This window comes from uncultured Algoriphagus sp., assembly GCF_963974835.1.
Taxonomy (GTDB): Bacteria; Bacteroidota; Bacteroidia; order Cytophagales; family Cyclobacteriaceae; genus Algoriphagus.
In genome coordinates, this window is record NZ_CAXBET010000014.1 from 72253 (window position 1) to 92651 (window position 20399).

Genomic DNA, 20399 nt, shown 5'->3' on the forward strand with positions numbered 1-20399 from the left:
TGCGTAGATAGAAATTAAATAACTCCCAAATAAACAGAATCAGACAGTTTCCTTTTTTTGGTTCTGCGGTTTTCTTGGCTAAATGCCAAATAAGCATGCCAATCACCACCAGAGGTTCCAAATGTATGCTTGAGCAGATACTCTTTCTTATTTCTAAAGCTACCCAGTTCCTTCCATACAGCTGCTTTTTGGGTAGGATTATGGATCACCAAGAAGGCTTCGTCCCAGGCCTGTGCGCTGGAAGTTCCGGAATTATCTTTCCAAGTAAATAAAATTCCTTCTTCAGTCCGCACGGCCTTTGCTTCTTCAGCACCCATGAGCGTGCCCGTACTTATTTTAAAAAGTGCAGGATCAATATGATAATCCGCTCCATTTTCCCTAAAACAATTTAAACGAGTGTGAGAGCCACAGGCATGGTAGGCATGTCTAGCGCCTTTGACTTGCTCCTGAAACCCAAATCGGATTGCGAATTTCAGCCCTTTTAAATGGGTGTGTACCATTGAGAATTTCCCTTGAGATCGTTCATTGATCGGCGACTTTCTCATTCGCTTTTTCTGGGTATTACTTCTCTTGGAGGGTTTACGTCTGGCATAAGTCACTCCATTGATTTGATAAAAAACCATATCTCCCATATGACCATTTAGGCCTGATAGGGAGCTGTTTGCTATTCGCGCCATATCTACTTGCATTTAAAGTCCTAGTTGAATATATGTATTCCATCTATAATTAGCTATAATTCAGCACTATAAATTTTATTATTAACTAATAAAAAGCATGGTAAAACCATTTTATAAATGTTTTTAATAAGCAATGAATTAGGTTTAGCTATGGTTTTAGTATGGTTTAATAGAAGATTATATGAAGCAACTTTATAATTGAAAGGAAGTGAAACCAGCGGTTAGCCAGAGGGTAACCTTAAAGGAAAGTGAGTGATAAATCAAATCTTCTTAGAAAAGGTCAGAGAATTGTCTGGGAACAGGAGGCTATCAACTAATTTTGATGCCATGGCATTTTTAAGAAGGGATATTCTGCAAGTAGAACCGTCTATAAAGATTTGGTAGTTTATTAGTTGACTGGAAGGGGAGATAATAGGGAATTTGTATTTAGATTAGGTGATAGTAGCCAAGGTGAGCTTTTTCAAAATGGAGAAAACTTTGTATAAAAAATGAAGTATTTGGAAATTCTTATGAGTATCTAGGGGACAATATTTTAGAGTATCCAGGTTTTCATGATTGCTCCTATATGAGAATCCATTTTATACCTGAATCTGCCCACGGGAAAAGGAAGATCCACTTTATCCAGGGAGGCTCAGAATTCAAACCAAAACATACATCAAAAAGTCCTGATAATGCAGCCTCGAATAATTTTAGCCAAGAAAGCGCTTTTAACTGTTTCTATTATTTTTCTTTTTGGTCAAGCAGCCATTTCCCAAACAGCAGAAAAACTACTCTCCACTACCCAATCCTTCATAGAGACACTTGATCCCGATCAAAAAAATCAAGTTATGCTATCTATGGAGGATAGCTTGAGAACTAAATGGACAAATCTTCCTCTGGGCCTCGCTCCACGAGCTGGACTTAGATACGGGGATCTTTCGGAGGAATCCATGATCGAATTCCATAAGATTCTCAGTGCAATTTTCAGCTCACAGGGATATTTGAAAACCTTCAGCATCATGCAGGTGGATGATATTTTGCATGAACTTTTTGAGATCAAATTTAAGAAAGGGGAGATGCCAGAGAGTTCAATGGAGATGATCCGTGGACTTAATTGGGACTATGGGAATTATTATGTGGCAATTTGGGGAGAACCTAAGGCTGATGGGGCTTGGGGACTTAAATTCGAAGGGCACCACATCTCCATCAACGTAACTGCAACGGGCTCGGAGTACGCTTTAACTCCACTGTTTTTTGGATCGGATCCTGCGGTAGTTGAAGATACTCAATATGCTGGCTTAAGGCCTTTGAGCAAGGAAGAGGATTATGGGTTTTGGTTTGTAAACTTGCTCGATGAGGGGCAAAAGGCTAAAGCTGTTTTTGAAGATGAAGTGCCTGGAGATATTATTACCAGTCCTGATAGACCGCAGTGGATTTCTGAATATAGAGGGATAAAAGGTTCTGAACTTACTCCCGACCAGCAAAAAATTCTTCATTACCTCATTGAGGAATATGTCAGAAACCTGGAAACTCTGAAAGCTGAAGAATACATGGCTATTCTGCATGAAAGAGGATTAGGGGAAGTTTATTTCTCTTGGATTGGGAGCTTGGAGCCTATGAAGCCTCATTACTACTTGATCCATAGTCCGGATTTTATCATAGAATATGACAATGTTGGATTCCTGGATAATGCCAATCATATCCACTCCATTTTAAGACAAAACAACCATGATTTTGGTGCGGACATTCTAAGAAAGCATAGAATGGATCATCAGCATTAATGGTACTACTACGATTTTAATGGATGTGTATGCTGATTAGTTGATTATGATGGATTCTGGAGGCTATCATCCGGATGGGTGAGCCTTACGGTATTTTCGGTTTTGTACTGTATTGAACGCCGTTAAGAAAATGACTTAGCTCCCGAGGTACGAGAGGACAAGTCGAAAAGAAAATGCCAGGTGGGCATTTTTAGAGTTGGGCCAGGTTTTGGGAGGGAGTCATTTTTAGGTGTGAAATGCAGTACAAAATTCCGCTGTGTTGCTGTTTAAAATGAATAAGAAAAGGTGTCAGCGGAAAGAAAAGACCGAGGCTCAGGGCTTTTTGGTTACTTTTTGGCCGCCAAAAAGTGACAAAGATAAAACCTATATAAAATGGAGGAAGGTGTAGGAGATGTTGATTCTCTCAAGAAAAATTATTCAATAATAAACAGAATCTATACTTTCTTCTGGTGAAATTAGTTTATAGCCCGACTTGCTTTTCCTATTAAATTTAGGGCATAACACCTTTAATAATACCGCAATAAAAGTCCAAAAGATGCCTTATATTATTGTTAATCAACCTATATCTCCGTTTCCGAGCGAAGTCGAGGGGTGAGTCTTTAGAATATTTTTTAGCTAACAAGTAAATTCTATATCGGTATTATTTTCACTTGACAGGGAGTGGTTTTTTATGAATTGACAAATAGATCTAGGATAAAGCGTGATAGTTAGGACTTCCATGAAATTTTTATCCTAAATTTTGAAAAGAAAAACTCGGTACTTGGGTTTGGAATATTCATTTACATATCACGCGCTATCATGAACAAAGTCAATCTGAACGAAAAATTTGACCTGATCAAGGAACATTGGAGTCCTAAAATTATTGGAGAACTCAATGGTCAGGATGTAAAGCTTGCCAAGGTAAAAGGCAAATTTGTATGGCATGATCATAAAGGCGAGGATGAACTTTTCCTGATTATCAAAGGCACGCTCAGAATAGAGTTTCGCGATAGAAGTGTGACGTTGAATGAAGGGGAAATGCTGATTGTTCCCAGAGGTGTGGAGCATTACCCAATTGCAGAGGAGGAAGTTTGGCTGTTGCTATTCGAGCCACAAAACACCAAACATACAGGAGATGTATTGCACGATCTAACGGTGCATAAATTCGAGAAGATTTAATTCCAGTTAAACTTACTGCAATGCATAGACTACTCCCGTTTTTTGTTTTTCTACTACTTTTTTCAGCTTGCCTTCCAGAAAAGAAAACTCAGGTTCTAGATCTTGAGCAACTTTCCATAGAATCTATTCATCAGAAATATTCTTCTGGAGAATTGACAGCGGTGGAATTGGTGGAGGCCTACCTCGCTCGTATTGACTCGGTAAACCCTAAAATCAACGCGTTGACAATCGTTAATCCAAAGGCAATGGAGATTGCCAAAGCTTTGGACAAAGAGTACAAGGAAACTGGAGTTCTCAGACCGCTTCATGGCATTCCTATGATTGTGAAGGATAATATCAATACGATTGGTATGCCTACAACGGCAGGTTCATTGGCCTTGGCAGATTTCTACCCGGAGACAGATGCCTTTATCATTCAGCAACTGGAAGGAGCAGGTGCAATTATCATTGCCAAGTCAAACATGGCAGAATGGGCTTTTTCACCTATGCATTCCGAGAGTTCCACGGCCGGTACCACTAGAAATCCTTACAATTTGGATTATGTGCCTGCGGGATCCAGTGGAGGAACAGGTGCTGGAATAGCGGCTAATCTGGGATTAATAGGATTGGGCACAGATACAGGCAATTCGATTCGGGGACCTTCCTCGCATAATGCCTTGGTTGGGTTCAGGAGTACACTTGGATTGGTCAGCCGGGAGGGAATAGTACCACTTTATCTGAGAAATGACGTAGTTGGACCAATGTGCAAAACAGTTGCGGATGCGACTAGAACCTTGCAAGTGATGGCTGGAATCGATCCAAAAGACCCATTGACTGCCTATTCCGAAGGAAAGGCTGAAAAGGATTACGTCCAATACCTCGATAAAGATGGGTTGAATGGAGCGCGAATTGGTGTGTTTAGAACTTTGAGTGAGAACGACCCAGACCCTGAAATCTCTACACTTTTTAATCAAGCGTTGAAAGATATGGAGGGGTTAGGTGCCATACTTGTGGACTCTGTTGCCGTTCCGAATTTTGATGAATTAAGACAAAACCAATGGTGTCCAGCCTTCCGTGCTGATTTGGAAGACTTTCTTCAAACCTATGTGAAGCGAGATACGATGAGCAGCTTAGAAGATGTGATTCGAGTAGGCACCAAGTCAGACTTTGCCCGCGGACGAATAGCCTCTTTTTCTGAGAATTCTTTGAGAAGAGGCAATCCAGAGATTCCTTGTGGAAATGCATACGAAGATGAGCGAAGAATAGCCTTTCTTGAGGCAATAGAGCATACCATGGATTCCTTGCAATTGGATGTTTTGGTATATCCTTCTTGGAATAATAGACCAGCACTAATTGATAACTTTCAGGAAGAATACAAAGGCGACAACTCTCAGATCATTGCTCCGGCTACCGGGCAGCCTGCCTTTACTATTCCCATGGGTTTCAGTTCTGGTAATTTGCCCGCAGGGCTTCAGTTCCTCGGAAGAATGTATGCTGAGCCTACCTTGATCCGCTTGACTTATAGCTATGAACAAGGGACGAAGCATAGAGTGGCTCCGAAATTATAGCCTTTATTCATTCAGATTTAATTGTTATAAAAGCTTCAGCTTATGGGGTGATTAAAGAATTTCCGAAGAAGTTGCATTAGCTTAAAGTGAAAAGCCTTGAAAAATGATGCTTCTAAGAATATCGCCTTTTCAGCTCTGATAAAATGCCCTCTAGCCCATTAAGTCTAATCTCATATAAGGTGTGCAGCCACATGCCAAGTTTACCCTCTGGAAATCCCTGACCATGCATCCATACCAAATAATGCTCAGGCACATCACAGAGTAATCTGCCCTTATACTTTCCATAAGGCATTTTTTTGGTCACCAGATCGATAAGAATTTGTTGGTCCATGCGGCAAAGGTAGGGTGAACTACCAATGATTTGTATTCTTTCCTACTATTCTATCCAGTAATAACGGATATAAAAAAGCCCATTGAAAAACTGATAAAAAGATACATTCACGTTCAAATCGAGAATGACTAATTTTAAACACTAGGTAAAATACCATCTGTTTGAACCAGCTTATCTGACAATTAATAGACAACTATATGCAGATGAAAATACCAAAGAAAAAGACTATATCCACTTAATAGATAGTTGGGTATAAACTTTTGATTTCATGTGTTTTCCATTTTTAGATAAGTAATGTAATGTATTTGATCTATGATGGAGCTGATTGATAAACGGTTGGTGAATGATAAGGTATAGCCAATCTCTGGTAAAAGTGTGGATCGGCATCTGGCAAATCAACTTGGGGAATTAGAAGATATTCCTTTACATTTGGATCACTTCGATATTTATACAAATAATCTTGGAGGTTTTTAACTAAATAGCTATGAATCAAGATTTTAATTCTGCAAAAGAATACTTCGAAAGAATGAGACAGCAGGGAAGGATCAAACTAACACACGATTCCACTGCTTCACAAGAGATGCTAGTCGAAATGAATGAAGAGCTGGAAAAAATGAGACAGGACTTCCTGATGAAGGAAGGAAGATCAATTAACGAGGCAAAGTCCATTGTGATCAAAGCATAACAGATTTTGAAAATTAACCTATAACTGAGCCAAGTGCTCTGTTTTTTTTGCCTAGTTTCTCTAGTTGGATTTGTGAGAAATTGGCTTTCTCCTCAATTCTCTGCCATTTCCTCAAAAAATACCCTGTACATTGTATAAAAATCTTTAAAATTTCCCCTTCTTGTGGTTGTTCTTTGTTACCCAAACCTCTCATTCCCGAGACTGGAAAGGGTCTTGAACTGCGCCAATTTTTATTACCTATCCGGGCTTAAATCCGGAAACCATCAAACACCATTTGATACTGATATCTTGATGATAGCACAAAACGATCGCCCTCTCTCTTCAGAGCCTGTGCCGAGAATCGGCAAGATGGCAGGGGGTGAGGTAGAAAGCCAATTTCAAATTGGTAAGAATATTCGGATAGGACAGGGCGTGAAGAAATCTTGCAGAGCAAGATTTTAGCCTTGGGCCAGGTTGTAGGGCAGGCAAATCCCACCCAGTACCGACTAGTTATGTGACTACACCCAGAGGGGGGAGGTAGGTAGAACAGCCAACTTTTATCATCTTTCTACAATTAAATTCGAAATCTGTTTATTAACTTTTAAAGGAAATCAGATAAGCTGATGTTAAATACCTAATTAAATTAAGGCACCATGGCTAAGAAAAATGAACAAACATCAAAGAAGGCAGCGACTGCTGCTTCAAAGGTCTTGCAAGACCCAAAATCTTCAAAGAATGCTAAAACTGCAGCCGGGTCAGCATTAACTCAAGCTCCGGATAAAAAGAAAAAATAGGTCTGGTTTTTATAGAACTTAAAAAGAAATAAGATTATGCACCCGTTTTCAAGAAGACTAGACGATAATAATCTAATTGCACACTTTCTTATAAAAGTTCTTAAATTTAAACCAGATGATTTAGATAGAGTTATTCGGAGAATAAAAGAAGGTGAGTTCCAAATCAGTCATTATCCTAAACATGATACTACTCTCTATTCAAGCAAGCATAGGATTAGGGCTTATCAAGATGAAGATATAAGATGGGAATTGAGAACACGTATTGTCGAAGAGCTGTTTACGAACATCAGACTAGTTGATGATGAGGATATTTCATTAGGAAATGGAGGAGCTCTACCGAATACTGAGATAAGGAATGATAATCAAGCAATAGTTGTACAGGCCTACCTGCCTCAGGAAAATCGGGGATTTGTAACGAATTAGCAGAACAGATAGGAGCAATAATCTTAGATTCAGATTATGCGAAAAGAAAAATCCCTGAATTCTACGACGGTGCTGGCTCAGCTTCGCTAGTCCATGATGAATCTGATTTAATAATATTTGGCTCATCAGATGTTGAGACTCCTGAAGATTTCCAAACACTTTTTCAGATTGCATTAAGAGAAAATCTGAATTTGGTCATTCCAAAAATTGGTCATAACTTAAAGAGTGTTTATCAGTTAGGCAGCACACTCAAGCAAATGGGATATGAAACTCACCTTGTTTGTGTAAATTTAGATCGGAAAAAGGCAACTATCCGTGCGATTGGAAGGTTTATGAAAACAGGTAGGTATGTTCCACTTGGGTTGATATTTGATGGGTATGCAAATGATCCATTAGGGACGTATTTTCTTCTGAAAGATGGCATCGATGTTGATCACGTTCCGTATGATTCTTTTGGGTTAGTAGGAACAGACGTAGCTATTGGAGAAAAGCCAAGAATTTTACAGGCATCTATCAATAGCCCAATCTTTAAATCTTAAAATAATGAAAAAAGGACATAGCTCTTTAATTACAAAAGTGAAATCAGGAAAGGTGGTAAAGCAAAGAGTAGCTTCAAGGCCTAGGCAATTAAGAAAATATAGAGGAGTTCACCCTAGAATTGGCGAGCCTACTTATTCTGATGCCCTAATTCAAATTTACGATCAAGAAGAAGAGGATATAAATAGATTTGCTGCCTTCGCAAGAACATTGATTTCTAAGTAATTTAAACTAGGGGCATTCGTCCCTAATGCTTTTTTTCACTGAACGCTTAAAGTTTCAGTACCTCCCAAATCCAATCCTAAAGACTTTTCTTCTATCTATTCGTGTCACTTGAAGATTCTTTCTTCTCATTTCTTTTATTTCGGGGATAACCGTATAGACATTACCATACACCTGTCTGGAATAATTAAGTAAGGTCAGGGACATAAATCCCAATCCAATAGACATCATTTTAATTTAATGAATTTGTCAACTGGATTACTTCTATTGGATACGCCAAAAAACTTAATTCATTCGGAGCCTAAAGACCGGAGTTTCTTCACCTCAGAGAAGGACTATTTGGCACGTTGTGCTTAGTTTGATAAAGAATACGATGACATTGATGAAATATTAAAAGGAGTAGATCAGAAATAGAATATTATTGGAAGCGGATCTTCGGGCTAGTTAGGTAAGTCATTTGATATAGTATCGGTAAAGCTCAACTGAGTACCATTTACTTATATAGTGATGGGTAAGTTTGTCGATAGCCTGAAATAGACCGCATTTCCTCCACATTTCCGCCCATTTCCGCAATAAATACCCTGTACATGGTATGTTTTCCTGTCATTTTATTCCTTTTCTTGCCTAAGGCTTTTATTTATTGAGAACGAGGATCTAGTTTTTTCAATCCCGAGATTTCAGTTCCGAGAGCAAAGTGATTCGGGGAGCGAAGCGATTCGGGAACAACCAACCTACTTCTTATCCTTAAATTCCATCAGGAGCAGAGCCAATCGCCCTCTCTAAGAGAAGAGAGCCTGTCCCGATAGTGAAGCGTATCGGGAGAGGGGTGAGGTAAGAAAGGCAATTGCAAATTGGGATGGATATCAGGGTAGGACAAGGCCTCGAAAAATGATTCACAAATCATTTTAGCCTTGTGCCAGCTTTTAGGGTTGGCAAATCCCACCCAGTGCCACAAGAGTGATTTGACTACATCCAGATGGGGGTAGTAGAGTTGGGGATGGTGTTGGAGGAGTTAAAAACTTACGAAAAGAGTTAGAATTTTTATGAATGGTTTGATTAAATTAACCTATTGCTTAATTTTGACGTGAAAAGAAAAGCGGAACTAATCAAAATCTCCCAGGATGGCAAGAAGGCTTTCTACCTGGACGCTGAGAATTCAGGTGAGATAATGGCTTTTTTGAAATCAGATCCAGCGAATTTGAAGAAGTTCCAGACTACTTTGGAGTTGATATTGCATCATAGAGCTCCCAGAGATTTGTATGATAAAGAAAATTTTGAAAAAGGATGTGAGCAGGTTACTGCCATTAAATTGTTTAAAGGGAAGAAGAATCCCAGAATCTATTGCCAACAATTTACAGATGGCGATACGGAGCGTTTTGTAATTATTGGGATAGAACTTCTAGAAAAGAAGAAATCCCAAAAATTAACAGCAAAGGAAAAAAGTATCATTAGAAGAGTATCAAAATACGAATACGATCTTAACCCAAAACCATGACGAACTCAATTAAAAACGAATGGGATGCACTTATGAACGAGATGTCCTATGAAGATCAAGTTGCTTCCAAGGCTGATTTATTCGCTTTGCAGTTCCTCGGTCTAGTAGATCAGAAAATGGAGTCCCTTAAAATGAATAAAAAGGAGTTGGCTGAAAAAATTGGGACCTCTGCTTCATTTATTACTCAGTTATTCCGTGGAGATCGCAAGCCCAATTGGAATATTCTGGCGAAGATGTCTTTAGAATTGGAGTTAGATTTCAAAGTATTTACAGAGGAGCTTTTGCAAGAAAAAGTTCAGGAGGAATTATTGGCTTACCATCAAAGATGGTCCAAAACACAAGAATATTTAAAATTGAAAAATCAAGTTACCAATCCTTTATCCGTTATGGCTGTAAGTCAAGCTACTGAGGATGAATATGCTATGGCAGGATGAAAGCGAAATTTTCTCCCTTACAATTATTAGACTTTAAACTATTGGAGTCTCATTATGAATTCATTGTTCCAGAGGAGGACGATGTGAATGTCAAAGAGCTTTTTCATGCCTATTTGGTTGATATTGATTTTGGAATTGGCAAAACCGAAGTGGAAGGAGAGATCCAGCTATTTACCAAAATCGAGGTAAATATGGAGGCTAAGAAGCCTGTTGCCGGATATAGGTTAATGGTAGAAGGCGGGGGTACTTTCCAGATTCAAGATCCAGATAATTTAGAGGAAGGGCTAAAGAATAATTTGACCCAGTTCTCTACTTTAAATATGATGATTAATAACCTTCGGAATATCATGTACCAGATTACCAATTTGGGGCCTATGGGTGGGTATTTATTACCTCCGATCGATATTTCTCATTTGTTGAGGGATAAGGTAAATGCGGTAGAAAAGTAAATTTTCCAGAATTAATAAAATGGAAGAATTTAAGTATAAAAGTTTTAGATATTTTGCTAACTACGAAAAAGGCGCACTTCCAAAGATTGAGCACAATAGGGAAGGATCAAACTAACACACGATTCTACTGCTTCACAAGAGATGCTAGTCGAAATGAATGAAGAGCTGGAAAAAATGAGACAGGACTTCCTGATGAAGGAAGGAAGATCAATTAACGAGGCAAAGTCCATTGTGATCAAAGCATAACAGATTTTGAAAATTAACCTATAACTGAGCCAAGTGCTCTGTTTTTTTTGCCTAGTTTCTCTAGTTGGATTTGTGAGAAATTGGCTTTCTCCTCAATTCTCTGCCATTTCCTCAAAAAATACCCTGTACATTGTATAAAAATCTTTAAAAATTTCCCCTTCTTGTGGTTGTTCTTTATTACCCAAACCTCTCATTCCCGAGACTGGAAAGGGTCTTGAACTGCGCCAACTTTTAGCATCCAGCCGGGCCTAAACCTGGAAATCATAAAACAGCTTGTGATTCTGATATCTTGATGATAGCACAAAACGATCGCCCTCTCTCTTAAGTGCCTGTCCCGAAAAGCAAAGCGATTCGGGAAGAGGGAAGGGTGAGGTAATAAGGCAATTGCAAATTGGCAAGGATATAAGGGTGGAATTATAAATCCCACCCAGTTACGATGATAATCCGACTACGCCCAGGTGGGGGTTTTAATAAGGTATGTGCCTATTTAAAATTTAATATATAAAATATATAGTATGATGACTGATAAGGAATTTAAACAAATTATTAATAACCAAATAATTTTGGATAATAAACTAGACAGAATTTTAAACGAATTGAAAGTGATTAGGCAAGATGTTAATGTTTCAATAGACAATCAAAGATTGCTAGAAGGTTATGAGATTGATGTTAGGAACAGATTAATTTCTATAGAAAGTAAAATCAAATAGATGATGAATAAGTAGTATTTCAATTCCCACCCAGTCACCACTAACAATATGACTACACCTAGCGGGGATCTAATTATAAATAAATGATTTCAAAAGTAAGGTTTTCTGAAATAAATGAAGAGGTTGAAAAGGCAGTAATAGATGTCTTTGAATATATTAAAAATAATTGTAGGGAGGATAAGTATATTTTGCTATTAGCAAATGGAGAATTTGATGATGATTTATATTCAAGTACTTCAAGATTTAATCCTAATACAATAGATTACCGACTAGATGGATATAAGGATGAATCGAGATTGAAATTTTTCATTCAATTTATTAATTCTTTTTATTCCTTTTCAAGTGGAGTTACATCTGTTAATGATGACGAATATCGAATTACCCTTGAATTAATGGTGTATTCTCACGTATGGGAATCAAAAAATCTTCTAAAGCAATTGTTTAGACTTTCTGAGTTAGTTCAAGATAGACCTTATCCTTGGGCCGTTTTTGTACCGGAGATGAGTAAACATGAGTTTATTAGATTTAAAATAAGAGATGGGTTTAAAACTAAAAAGTTGTTAGTTTCAGAGGTTATAACAAAAGGATTTCATACATCGCTGAGAAATGCCTTTGCTCATTCAGAATATAGCTTAAATAATGATGCTAATAAAATAATTTTGCATACTTACAAAGGTAATGATAAATGGGATATCCCCTCAGTTTCTTATGATGGGTGGAGTGAGAAATTTGTGTATTCTGCTTTGCTATCTTACTACTTGATTCTTTACAAGCAAAAAAGAAGAGAAAGTTTAAAGAAAGATTTTGGAAAGTTGGAGTTTATTATTTCGCATCCAATAAATAAAAAGTTAACTAAATATAGAACGATTTATTATAATCCAGATCAAGATATTTTCAGGTTCCGCCAGCGATGAGATAAAATAATATTTTATAGATTTATTCTCAGTAAGATTCTAATATTTTTTCCATTAAAAAAAATTTGTTTAGACAGTATGAGTAGTAGTATAATTTTCATCGGTGGAATCCATGGAGTCGGCAAAGGAACCCTGTGTTCCAAAATAAAAGATCAACTTGATGTCGAGCATCTGATAGCCAGTGAACTATTGAAGTGGACAGAAGTGAATAAGGATCCAAAGAATAAGCTGGTTGCGGATATTCAGGATATGCAAGATAGATTGATTCATGAATTGAAACTGAGGATGGAGCAGGGGCGAAAATATCTGCTGGACGGCCATTTTTGCTTGTTTGATAGTCAAGGCATTGTGAACCGTGTTCCTTTTGCCACTTTTTCAGGAATCAACCCGGTTTTGGTTTCGGTGCTAATAACAGACCCTGAAATTATTGTTAAAAGGTTAACCGCAAGAGACGGCAAACCTTACGAATTAAAAGTTATTCAACAAATGCAGCAAGAGGAAGTCACTTATGGGAAGTGTGTTGCAGATCAATTGGGCAAGCCTTTTTTGTTAGTTGAGAAAGATGTTCAACCTCTGGTAAATGCAATAAGTCAACTATAGATGAGAGTACTATTAGATACCAATATTGTGATACATCGGGAGACAGACAAAGTCTCCAATCAGAACATCGGTGTGCTGTTTAATTGGTTAGATAGGCTTCATATCACCAAATGTGTGCATCCATTGACCTTGACGGAATTACAAAAGCATGCCAGTGAGCAGGTTGTAAAATCCATGTCCGTCAAATTGGAAAACTATCAAGAGCTAAAGACTCCTGCCCCAATCAAGAAAGAGGTTCAAGAGATGAGCGACAAATACGACTCCAAGCCAAACGACTTGGAAGATACCAAGTTGCTAAACGAAGTGTTTTCGGATCGAGTAGATTACTTGATCACCGAAGACAAGAAAATCAGAATGAAGGCCAGTTATCTAAATATCGATGATCGGGTATTTGGAATTGAGAGTTTTTTGGAGAAGGTAATAGCTGATAATCCTGATTTTGTAGACTATTCAGTTCTTTCAGTTAGGAAAGAGTATTTCGGCAACATTAACCTTGAGGATGAGTTTTTTGATGGATTTAGAAATGATTACAATGGATTTGACAAATGGTACAATGGGAAAGCAGGAGATAATGCCATGGCTTATGTGTGTTATGAAGCTGATGCAATCAAAGCATTTTTATTTTTGAAAGTTGAGGATGAGAAAGAGAATTATTCTCAGATCTCCCCTGTGTTTGTGTCAAGAAAGCGGCTTAAAATCGGAACTTTCAAGGTAGTCAGTAATGGTCTCAGAATTGGAGAGCGATTTTTAAAAATTGTTTTTGACAATGCCCGTCATTATGGTGTAGAAGAAATTTATGTCACTATTTTTGACCATAGACCAGAATTGAAGAGCTTGATCAGTCTTTTGGGGAAATTTGGTTTTGAAGATTATGGAAAAAAAACTACCTCATCCGGGGTCGAACGAGTACTTCTAAGAGATTTCTCTGTGAGGTTTGATGAAGATCATCCTTCGAAAACATTTCCTTGGCTTTCCAAAACCAGTGATATTTATATTGTGCCGATCAAGCCTGATTACCATACCGAGTTGTTTCCTGACTCTATTTTGAAGACCGAGAGGCCTTTAGATTTCATAGATAATAAGCCCCATAGAAATTCCATTTCAAAATCCTATATTTCACATTCAGGCACAAGGAAGCTGAAGCGTGGAGATATTGTGGTTTTTTATCGTTCTGGAGGCAGTATCTACAAGGGAGTAGCCACCACCATAGGAATAGTGGAAGATGTTATCGATGGGATGAAAAACTTGGATGAGTTGCTTCAAATCTGTAAAAAGCGCTCGGTGCTGAGTGAAGAAGAATTGGCTGAGTATTGGAGTAGATATCCCAAATGGAGACCATTTGTATTTAATTTCCTTTATGCCTTTTCATTCAAGAAAAGGATTAACTTGAAACAGATGCTGGATGAAGGTATTTTACCTTCAATGGAAAGTGTAAAAACAATTACAAAAATGACAAGAGATCAATTTACTCAGCTCATATTAAGAGCAAGAATATGAAAGTACTATTATCGATCAAACCGGAATTTGCCGAAAAAATTTTTGACGGCACCAAGAGATTCGAGTTTCGAAGGAGAATCTATAAAAATGAAGCAGTAAAATCGGTTATCGTATATGCTTCAGCACCGATAAGCAAAGTTATCGGCGAATTTGATATTGAGATGGTACACCACGACAACCTGAATTCCCTTTGGAAATCTACAGTTGAATTTGCAGGGATATCAGAAGATTTTTATCGCGAATACTTCAGTGGTAAGGATAAAGGGTATGCGATTGAAGTAAAAAAGGCTGAGAAGTATCGAGAGCCATTAGGTATTAGGGAATCTTTTGGGATTGCTCCACCGCAGTCTTTTGCTTATGTTGATGGAATGTAAGTTTTGATTAATTATTACTGTTTTATAGATCTGTCGAAGTAATATGATCGAATCCGCTAAAATTATTAATCCAAAAAGGACTTCACTTAACTCAGGGAAAGCAAGTTGGTATCCATATTATGCTGGATATTCAGATCATTTCGTTACTGGTATTTTAAATAGTGTAAATTTAAATAGGGATTCTGTTGTACTGGATCCCTGGAATGGTAGCGGTACAACGACAACAATCGCGAATAATCGTGGATTTCAAGCTGTTGGTTATGATCTAAATCCTGTAATGATTATTGCATCAAAAGCGTGCTTGTTGAACAAGAATGACTACACGAGCATTGAACCAATATGTAAACAGATAATTGGTCGGGCAAACTCAGACAAAATAACTATTAAGGAAGATGAACCATTAAATCTTTGGTTATACCCCAAAAGCGCTATTTATATAAGAAAGTTGGAAAGAGCAATACAACGAGTACTTATTAATGACACAAGATATTCTGAAATCGCAGACGCTGGCTTTGTGAATCATATTTCTAGCATAGCGTCATTTTTTTATGTAGCTCTTTTTCGAAGTCTCAATGGGTTTCTTGAGAGATTCCGACCTACTAACCCTACTTGGATTAAATTGCCTAAATCTGACACCGAGCGAATTTTGATATGTAGGGAGTTGATTAATACATCTTTTCTAAATGAAGTGAAGTTGATGATTGCTTCGGTCATGTCGGAAAATATCACATTGCCAAGTCGGTCGGTTTCTAACATATCATTGGCATCTTCATGTGATATGCCAATCAGTCCAGCTTCTGTTGACCTGATCATTAGCTCTCCTCCATATTGTACAAGAATTGATTATGCTGTGGCAACAATGCCAGAACTAACATTGCTTGGTTACCACTATAGTTCATCATTTGATACACTAAGGCGAAAATTAATAGGGGCATCGACAATTTCTAAAATGCAAGTAAAACCACTTGATCAATGGGGTGATACATGTCTAAACTTTCTTGATGCCGTTTTTCATCATGATTCTAAAGCTAGTAAGTCGTATTATTATAAAAGTCATCTTCAATACTTTGATTCTATACATAATTCTATATTAGAAATAGAGAGAGCACTAAAAATAGGAGGTGGTTGTATCCTAGTTGTACAGGATTCTCATTATAAAGACGTTTATAATAATTTGCCTATGATTTTTCGTGAAATGGCTGAACAGGTCGGATTGAAACATGTTAAAACTGAGCATTTTGATTCAGCGCGAAATATGGCCAAAAGAAATCCAGGAGTAAAAAAATACAGATCGCACGCAACAGCGACTGAGTCGGTTCTTTGTTTAAAAAAATAGTCTTATGAGTACTCAAATAAATGTTGTTGATCTAATAGGAGCTATTGATAAAAAGCTTCAAAAGGTTCATACCCAAAGCCTTGACCTATCCTTTAATGAGTTATTGGATATGAGAAGAGAGGGAGAGCTCAAAATTAATCCTGAATATCAAAGAGTATTTCGATGGAGTGAGGGGGCAAGGTCCAGATTTATCGAATCTCTTTTACTGGAAATGCCTGTCCCACCCATTTATGTCATTGAAGAAGAGGATGGGAAATATTTATTAATAGACGGATTACAAAGAATTTCATCCTATTTACATCTCAGAGGGTATCTAGATGGACCACACCTCGAACCTCCTGTTAAATTAGGTGATAAACTCAAATTGATCGATTGTGATATCGTTGAAGAACTGAACGGAAAAACATATGAAGATCTTGGTTCTGCATTACAAATCCGCTTAAAAAGAGCGTTTATTAGGGTTGAGGTTGTTAGAAAAGGTAGTGATCCAAGGTTTAAATATCATATGTTCAAGAGATTAAATACTGGTGGTGAGAATCTTTCCCCTCAACAAATTCGAAATTCAAGCATTAGGTTACTTAATGCTGATTTTAATGATTTTATTATTCGGATGAGCAAAGATTTAAATTATAAAAATTGTACTCAGTATTTGTCATATGAGCAGCAGCTAGAAGCTTACAATGAGGAATTAGTTTTACGCTTTTTTGCATTAAAAAATGATAGGGAAAATTTCGTGCATGGCGTCTCCGACTTTCTTACGGAATATATGGAATCTGTTTCTGATCAAGAGCTAGGGAGAAATAAACACTTTAATTATAGTTTAGAAGAGGTCACATTTAAAAAGACTTTCGAAGTATTATCACTGTCTATAGGCGAATATGCTTTTGGTTACGCTAATAGGAGTAAAAATCTAGTTAGAGGTTTTGGTATCTACCAGTATGAGGCATTCACTATCGGGATACAATGTGTGTTAGATAAATTGAATAGTTCCGATCACGTGCAAATGAAAAAACTACAAGCAGAAATTACTTCAATTAAAAAGGAATTAGCTTTTATTGCACTCACCACAGGAGGGGGGAAGAATTCCCGGGGGCAATTAAAACAGAGGGTTGAATTTGTTGAAGAGAAACTAAGATTGGGATTCTTGTGATAAATCTCGATTCGATTTGGGCTCAAATGGAGCAAGAACAACAATGGAGGACTGATGAAATTCGCTTCTTTGATAATCAAGCTTCCAGAATGGAGGGTATTTCTAATCAAGATCGATTTAGGAGAGCTAACATCTTGCTCCTATATTCCCATTATGAAGGATTCTGCAAGTTTGCTTTTAATTTATATATTAATTCAGTAAACAGTGCTGGATTATTTCTTGCTGATGTTAATTATTCTCTCGTAGCTGCTTCATTAAGCACTGTTTTTAAGGAACTTAGGAATCAAGCAGCCAAAGCTGTGGAGTTTCGAAATACATTACCGGATGATTCAAAACTTCATGTTTTTGCTCGTGACAAAGCTTTTTTGGAAAATATTTCCCAATACGAAGGAAGGGGGGTATCAATCCAAGATACGGTCGTAGATACCGAATCCAATTTGAAACCGGCAGTTTTACGAAAAAATCTATTTCGACTGGGTTTTAGGTATGATGGTTTGCGCCCAATTGAAGGCGATATACATACCCTAATAGGGATTAGAAACGAAATAGCTCATGGTGCTAGTAGTCGCGGGATTCCAGCCGATGAATATTTAAAATTCAGGGAAGCTGCGTTCAATGTTATGAATGAGATTAAAAGGTACGTTATGAACGCTCTTCAAAATGAGGAATACCGCCGATGATATTTTATGCAAATGTATGAAGTAATTATGCTTTTGTAGATTCACTAAATTCTGGATCTATTATGTTATTATCATATTTCAACAGGACTTTTTCGCTACAGCAGACTGTTCAAATATTGGGAGGCTTCCTTATCTCTCGGCTGTTCATCTGTAAAACCTTCCCTTCTCACTTTACGAGAATCTACGCCAATTTGCCGGATCTTTTTCTGCTTTTCAATTTTTAACTGAAACTGAAAAATATCATAATATAAAAGCTTGTAAATTATGTAGGAGCTAGCCCTTATCTAGTCAGTAGGTTTATAGGAACAGCGACCCATATATTTCTATCTGATAATTGTTGATCCAATTTACCCGACTAAAGTTTAATTGTTTGAATAAGCAATTATTTTCTTCCAATGCCTGGTGCATGATGAGCAATTTGATCTTCATTCAGATTACCCGCCTTAGTTTTTAACAGCATTTTTCTTACAGCAATAATGACAGTTAATGCATTATTATCTTGATTTGGATTGACAATTGCTCCAACCATTTGGCCATAGATTTCGGCAGGTAACCACATTGCTAATTCCCACGAAAGCCTATTTGCTTTTCTGTAGTCATCTTCCGACGAGCTTTCTTTTAGACTTTTTGCCAACGAAATATATTCAGCTACACGTTCGGCTCTTTCTCTAACTTTTACTTCCCATTGAAGATCTGTGTTAAATTGGGTATGTTCTTTCTGAAGGGCAAGCTTGATTCGCTCCACAATCCACGTCTTCGCCATTAATGAAACCCCCGCAAATAAGCCAGTTGTGAGGAGGGATGATCCAATAATAATTTTTAGAAGCTCACTTGTCGTCATTGTGTCATTTTATAGTTACCACCATATTTCTCATTGTTACTTGTAGTGACTATCCAACTGGATTTGGTCGGATAGTTACACTTCTTATCACACCTATAAATCACCGAAATGCGATCCGACGGCTCGCTTGCTAATGACATTTTTTTCTAAAATAAAGGAAAACTTATTTGCTTCCGAGAAAACCTATATGAAAATCAAACCTCCCTTTTGCCCTCCTAAGTAATCACTCACCTCTGCTCAGGACTATTAATACTTTCAGATTCGGCAATATCTAGCTCGGAAATTTAGATTTATTTATTACTAAACTTTGAATTTTTCTTTGATCTCTTTCTGAATGACTTCAAGAATCTTCCTATAGTCAGTTCCGGTCACTATAGAAATTTTGATAATGTCTTCTAAAGAAAAGCGCTCTGGATTTCTCAATTTATCGGTATAGGTATTGTAGCCCATTTGCAGGGCTTTGCATAGGTTCGTTGGCTTATGTTCTTGTAACCGTGATAAGCTATTAATGGAACCTTGGTTGAAAAGTGCACCAATTTCTTCAAACTCTTGAATTAGCTTGAGTTGTTTTATTGAATTTTTTGTTTCCCTAGACTTCATTGTGAACGAAACTGGGGCTATAGCTTTATTTTCAGAAGAAATATTTTCAAAATAGAATTATAAATTTGCAAAATGATAATTTAGGTATATATTTGACTTTATATCAATTAGTTAAAAATCGACAATAATATTTACTAATTTATATGCAGATCTTCTTTTGAAGGACTGCTCAGTGAGTCTCGCCACTAAATCTGGTAAATTTTCCGCGCGAGGGTTCAAAGAGTGGTCCCGTTACCTATTTTGCAAAGAAATAGGGCGGGCACTCCTTTTTGAAATGCGCGGACTGTCTTTGACAGATGGCTTACCAGAGCCTAGTGGCATTAGAATTTGGAGTTTAGCTCGCCCTTCCAATTTTTGGAGAAGCTCGCCCTTCGATTCTATAAGACTCGTTTTACCATTTTTCATTTCTAATGAAAACGAGCATGAGTAATTTACTTCCTTTTCTGTTGCAGACAGTGGCCTGTAGGATCCATAGGCTGGGAGGTTATGCTCAGTTGGTAAGCGGGTCATCTTGTTCTCTTCCTATTCCGATTCCTATCGGAGCCTATTACACGTTACCAGAGGAGCACGGCATCACCGCGGTAGATCGCCTGTACCCTCTGAAGCCCAAGAATCCGATTTAAGGATCAGGGCACTTTTTCTTCTCTCTGATTGCTTCCGAATGGGCTTTGTATGTTCGTCGGGCCTGCCCACACAGATCAGGGAGTTACGTTACACGATGATGGAGATCATCTGCTGCAGCAGGTCAACAGCTCCATTACTTCAGTTTATTTCTTATTCATTAGTGCTGGTTGCCTGAGAAAGGCAGAGTGGAAGAGGTATGTCTTGGTTTAGGTACAAAGTATCAAGCCTGCCTGCCTTAGGAGGGTACAAAGTACCAAGTATCGAGTACCAAGTAGCTGGAGATAGGAGGTTAGGGAAAAGAGGCTTCGACTCCGCTCAGCCTGACACACATTGATC

At 37.7% G+C, this 20399-nt stretch carries 24 protein-coding genes; 20 read left to right on the top strand and 4 right to left on the bottom strand.

The features are described 5' to 3' along the window. Positions 1-14: 14 nt before the first annotated feature. The gene (locus AACZ73_RS19710) at positions 15-677 is read right to left on the bottom strand and encodes a DUF6266 family protein (protein WP_339880551.1); all 663 of its coding nucleotides are present in this window, start codon (positions 675-677) and stop codon (positions 15-17) included. Between the two features lie 671 nt (positions 678-1348). Between AACZ73_RS19710 and AACZ73_RS19715 the strand changes: the two genes are divergently transcribed. The 3 genes from AACZ73_RS19715 to AACZ73_RS19725 all read left to right on the top strand — a co-directional run bounded on the left by AACZ73_RS19715 (position 1349) and on the right by AACZ73_RS19725 (position 5142). Continuing rightward, the gene (locus AACZ73_RS19715; RefSeq protein ID WP_339880552.1) at positions 1349-2437 is read left to right on the top strand and encodes a DUF3500 domain-containing protein; all 1089 of its coding nucleotides are present in this window, start codon (positions 1349-1351) and stop codon (positions 2435-2437) included. A gap of 798 nt (positions 2438-3235) precedes the next feature. Beyond that, on the top strand, positions 3236-3595 hold the full coding sequence (locus tag AACZ73_RS19720; RefSeq protein ID WP_339880553.1) for a cupin domain-containing protein: 360 nt from the start codon (positions 3236-3238) through the stop codon (positions 3593-3595). 20 nt (positions 3596-3615) lie between these two features. Next, on the top strand, positions 3616-5142 hold the full coding sequence (locus tag AACZ73_RS19725) for an amidase family protein (RefSeq protein WP_339880554.1): 1527 nt from the start codon (positions 3616-3618) through the stop codon (positions 5140-5142). A 112-nt stretch (positions 5143-5254) separates the two neighbouring features. Here AACZ73_RS19725 and AACZ73_RS19730 read toward each other — a convergent pair whose 3' ends face one another. Continuing rightward, a complete protein-coding gene (locus AACZ73_RS19730) occupies positions 5255-5473 on the bottom strand; it encodes a DUF3820 family protein (RefSeq protein WP_339880555.1) in 219 nt (72 codons plus the stop codon). Positions 5474-5957: 484 nt separating this feature from the next. On the opposite strand from AACZ73_RS19730, the gene AACZ73_RS19735 reads away from it, so the two are divergent. The 15 genes from AACZ73_RS19735 to AACZ73_RS19805 all read left to right on the top strand — a co-directional run bounded on the left by AACZ73_RS19735 (position 5958) and on the right by AACZ73_RS19805 (position 17998). After that, on the top strand, positions 5958-6158 hold the full coding sequence (locus AACZ73_RS19735) for a hypothetical protein (RefSeq protein WP_339880556.1): 201 nt from the start codon (positions 5958-5960) through the stop codon (positions 6156-6158). Positions 6159-6790: 632 nt separating this feature from the next. Next, the gene (locus AACZ73_RS19740) at positions 6791-6931 is read left to right on the top strand and encodes a hypothetical protein (protein ID WP_339880557.1); all 141 of its coding nucleotides are present in this window, start codon (positions 6791-6793) and stop codon (positions 6929-6931) included. Positions 6932-6967: 36 nt separating this feature from the next. Beyond that, positions 6968-7354 (top strand): hypothetical protein, encoded by a 387-nt coding sequence (locus tag AACZ73_RS19745; RefSeq protein WP_339880558.1) that lies wholly within the window; start codon positions 6968-6970, stop codon positions 7352-7354. A 17-nt stretch (positions 7355-7371) separates the two neighbouring features. Then, positions 7372-7893: a hypothetical protein gene (locus AACZ73_RS19750; protein WP_339880589.1), complete on the top strand. Its 522-nt coding sequence runs from the start codon at positions 7372-7374 to the stop codon at positions 7891-7893. A 4-nt stretch (positions 7894-7897) separates the two neighbouring features. Then, complete coding sequence (locus AACZ73_RS19755; protein ID WP_339880559.1) at positions 7898-8116, top strand: hypothetical protein; 219 nt, start codon at positions 7898-7900, stop codon at positions 8114-8116. A gap of 1081 nt (positions 8117-9197) precedes the next feature. Continuing rightward, a complete protein-coding gene (locus AACZ73_RS19760; protein ID WP_339880560.1) occupies positions 9198-9608 on the top strand; it encodes a hypothetical protein in 411 nt (136 codons plus the stop codon). Then, positions 9605-10042, top strand: a complete 438-nt coding sequence (locus AACZ73_RS19765) for a helix-turn-helix domain-containing protein (protein WP_339880561.1) — start codon at positions 9605-9607, stop codon at positions 10040-10042. Before AACZ73_RS19760 ends, AACZ73_RS19765 begins: the two co-directional genes overlap by 4 nt. Then, a complete protein-coding gene (locus AACZ73_RS19770; protein ID WP_339880562.1) occupies positions 10039-10491 on the top strand; it encodes a preprotein translocase subunit SecB in 453 nt (150 codons plus the stop codon). The genes AACZ73_RS19765 and AACZ73_RS19770 overlap by 4 nt, the downstream gene beginning before the upstream one ends. Positions 10492-11530: 1039 nt before the next feature. Further along, positions 11531-12361, top strand: a complete 831-nt coding sequence (locus tag AACZ73_RS19775) for a hypothetical protein (RefSeq protein ID WP_339880563.1) — start codon at positions 11531-11533, stop codon at positions 12359-12361. Between the two features lie 78 nt (positions 12362-12439). Then, positions 12440-12961 carry an ATP-binding protein gene (locus AACZ73_RS19780; protein ID WP_339880564.1) on the top strand — a complete coding sequence of 174 codons (522 nt, stop codon included), beginning with the start codon at positions 12440-12442 and terminating at the stop codon, positions 12959-12961. Then, a complete protein-coding gene (locus AACZ73_RS19785; RefSeq protein WP_339880565.1) occupies positions 12962-14458 on the top strand; it encodes a PIN domain-containing protein in 1497 nt (498 codons plus the stop codon). After that, positions 14455-14832 (top strand): ASCH domain-containing protein, encoded by a 378-nt coding sequence (locus tag AACZ73_RS19790; RefSeq protein WP_339880566.1) that lies wholly within the window; start codon positions 14455-14457, stop codon positions 14830-14832. Before AACZ73_RS19785 ends, AACZ73_RS19790 begins: the two co-directional genes overlap by 4 nt. Positions 14833-14875: 43 nt before the next feature. Next, on the top strand, positions 14876-16168 hold the full coding sequence (locus AACZ73_RS19795; RefSeq protein ID WP_339880567.1) for a hypothetical protein: 1293 nt from the start codon (positions 14876-14878) through the stop codon (positions 16166-16168). A 4-nt stretch (positions 16169-16172) separates the two neighbouring features. After that, complete coding sequence (locus AACZ73_RS19800; protein ID WP_339880568.1) at positions 16173-17318, top strand: DUF262 domain-containing protein; 1146 nt, start codon at positions 16173-16175, stop codon at positions 17316-17318. A gap of 26 nt (positions 17319-17344) precedes the next feature. Continuing rightward, positions 17345-17998 carry an MAE_28990/MAE_18760 family HEPN-like nuclease gene (locus tag AACZ73_RS19805; RefSeq protein ID WP_339880569.1) on the top strand — a complete coding sequence of 218 codons (654 nt, stop codon included), beginning with the start codon at positions 17345-17347 and terminating at the stop codon, positions 17996-17998. Positions 17999-18380: 382 nt separating this feature from the next. On the opposite strand, the gene AACZ73_RS19810 is transcribed toward AACZ73_RS19805, so the two are convergent. Then, the gene (locus tag AACZ73_RS19810; protein ID WP_339880570.1) at positions 18381-18839 is read right to left on the bottom strand and encodes a hypothetical protein; all 459 of its coding nucleotides are present in this window, start codon (positions 18837-18839) and stop codon (positions 18381-18383) included. A 300-nt stretch (positions 18840-19139) separates the two neighbouring features. Beyond that, positions 19140-19439: a hypothetical protein gene (locus tag AACZ73_RS19815; protein WP_339880571.1), complete on the bottom strand. Its 300-nt coding sequence runs from the start codon at positions 19437-19439 to the stop codon at positions 19140-19142. A 422-nt stretch (positions 19440-19861) separates the two neighbouring features. On the opposite strand from AACZ73_RS19815, the gene AACZ73_RS19820 reads away from it, so the two are divergent. Together AACZ73_RS19820 and AACZ73_RS19825 are read left to right on the top strand one after the other, a co-directional pair. Further along, positions 19862-20062: a hypothetical protein gene (locus AACZ73_RS19820; RefSeq protein WP_339880572.1), complete on the top strand. Its 201-nt coding sequence runs from the start codon at positions 19862-19864 to the stop codon at positions 20060-20062. A gap of 49 nt (positions 20063-20111) precedes the next feature. Further along, positions 20112-20273 (top strand): hypothetical protein, encoded by a 162-nt coding sequence (locus AACZ73_RS19825; RefSeq protein ID WP_339880573.1) that lies wholly within the window; start codon positions 20112-20114, stop codon positions 20271-20273. Positions 20274-20399: the final 126 nt, after the last annotated feature.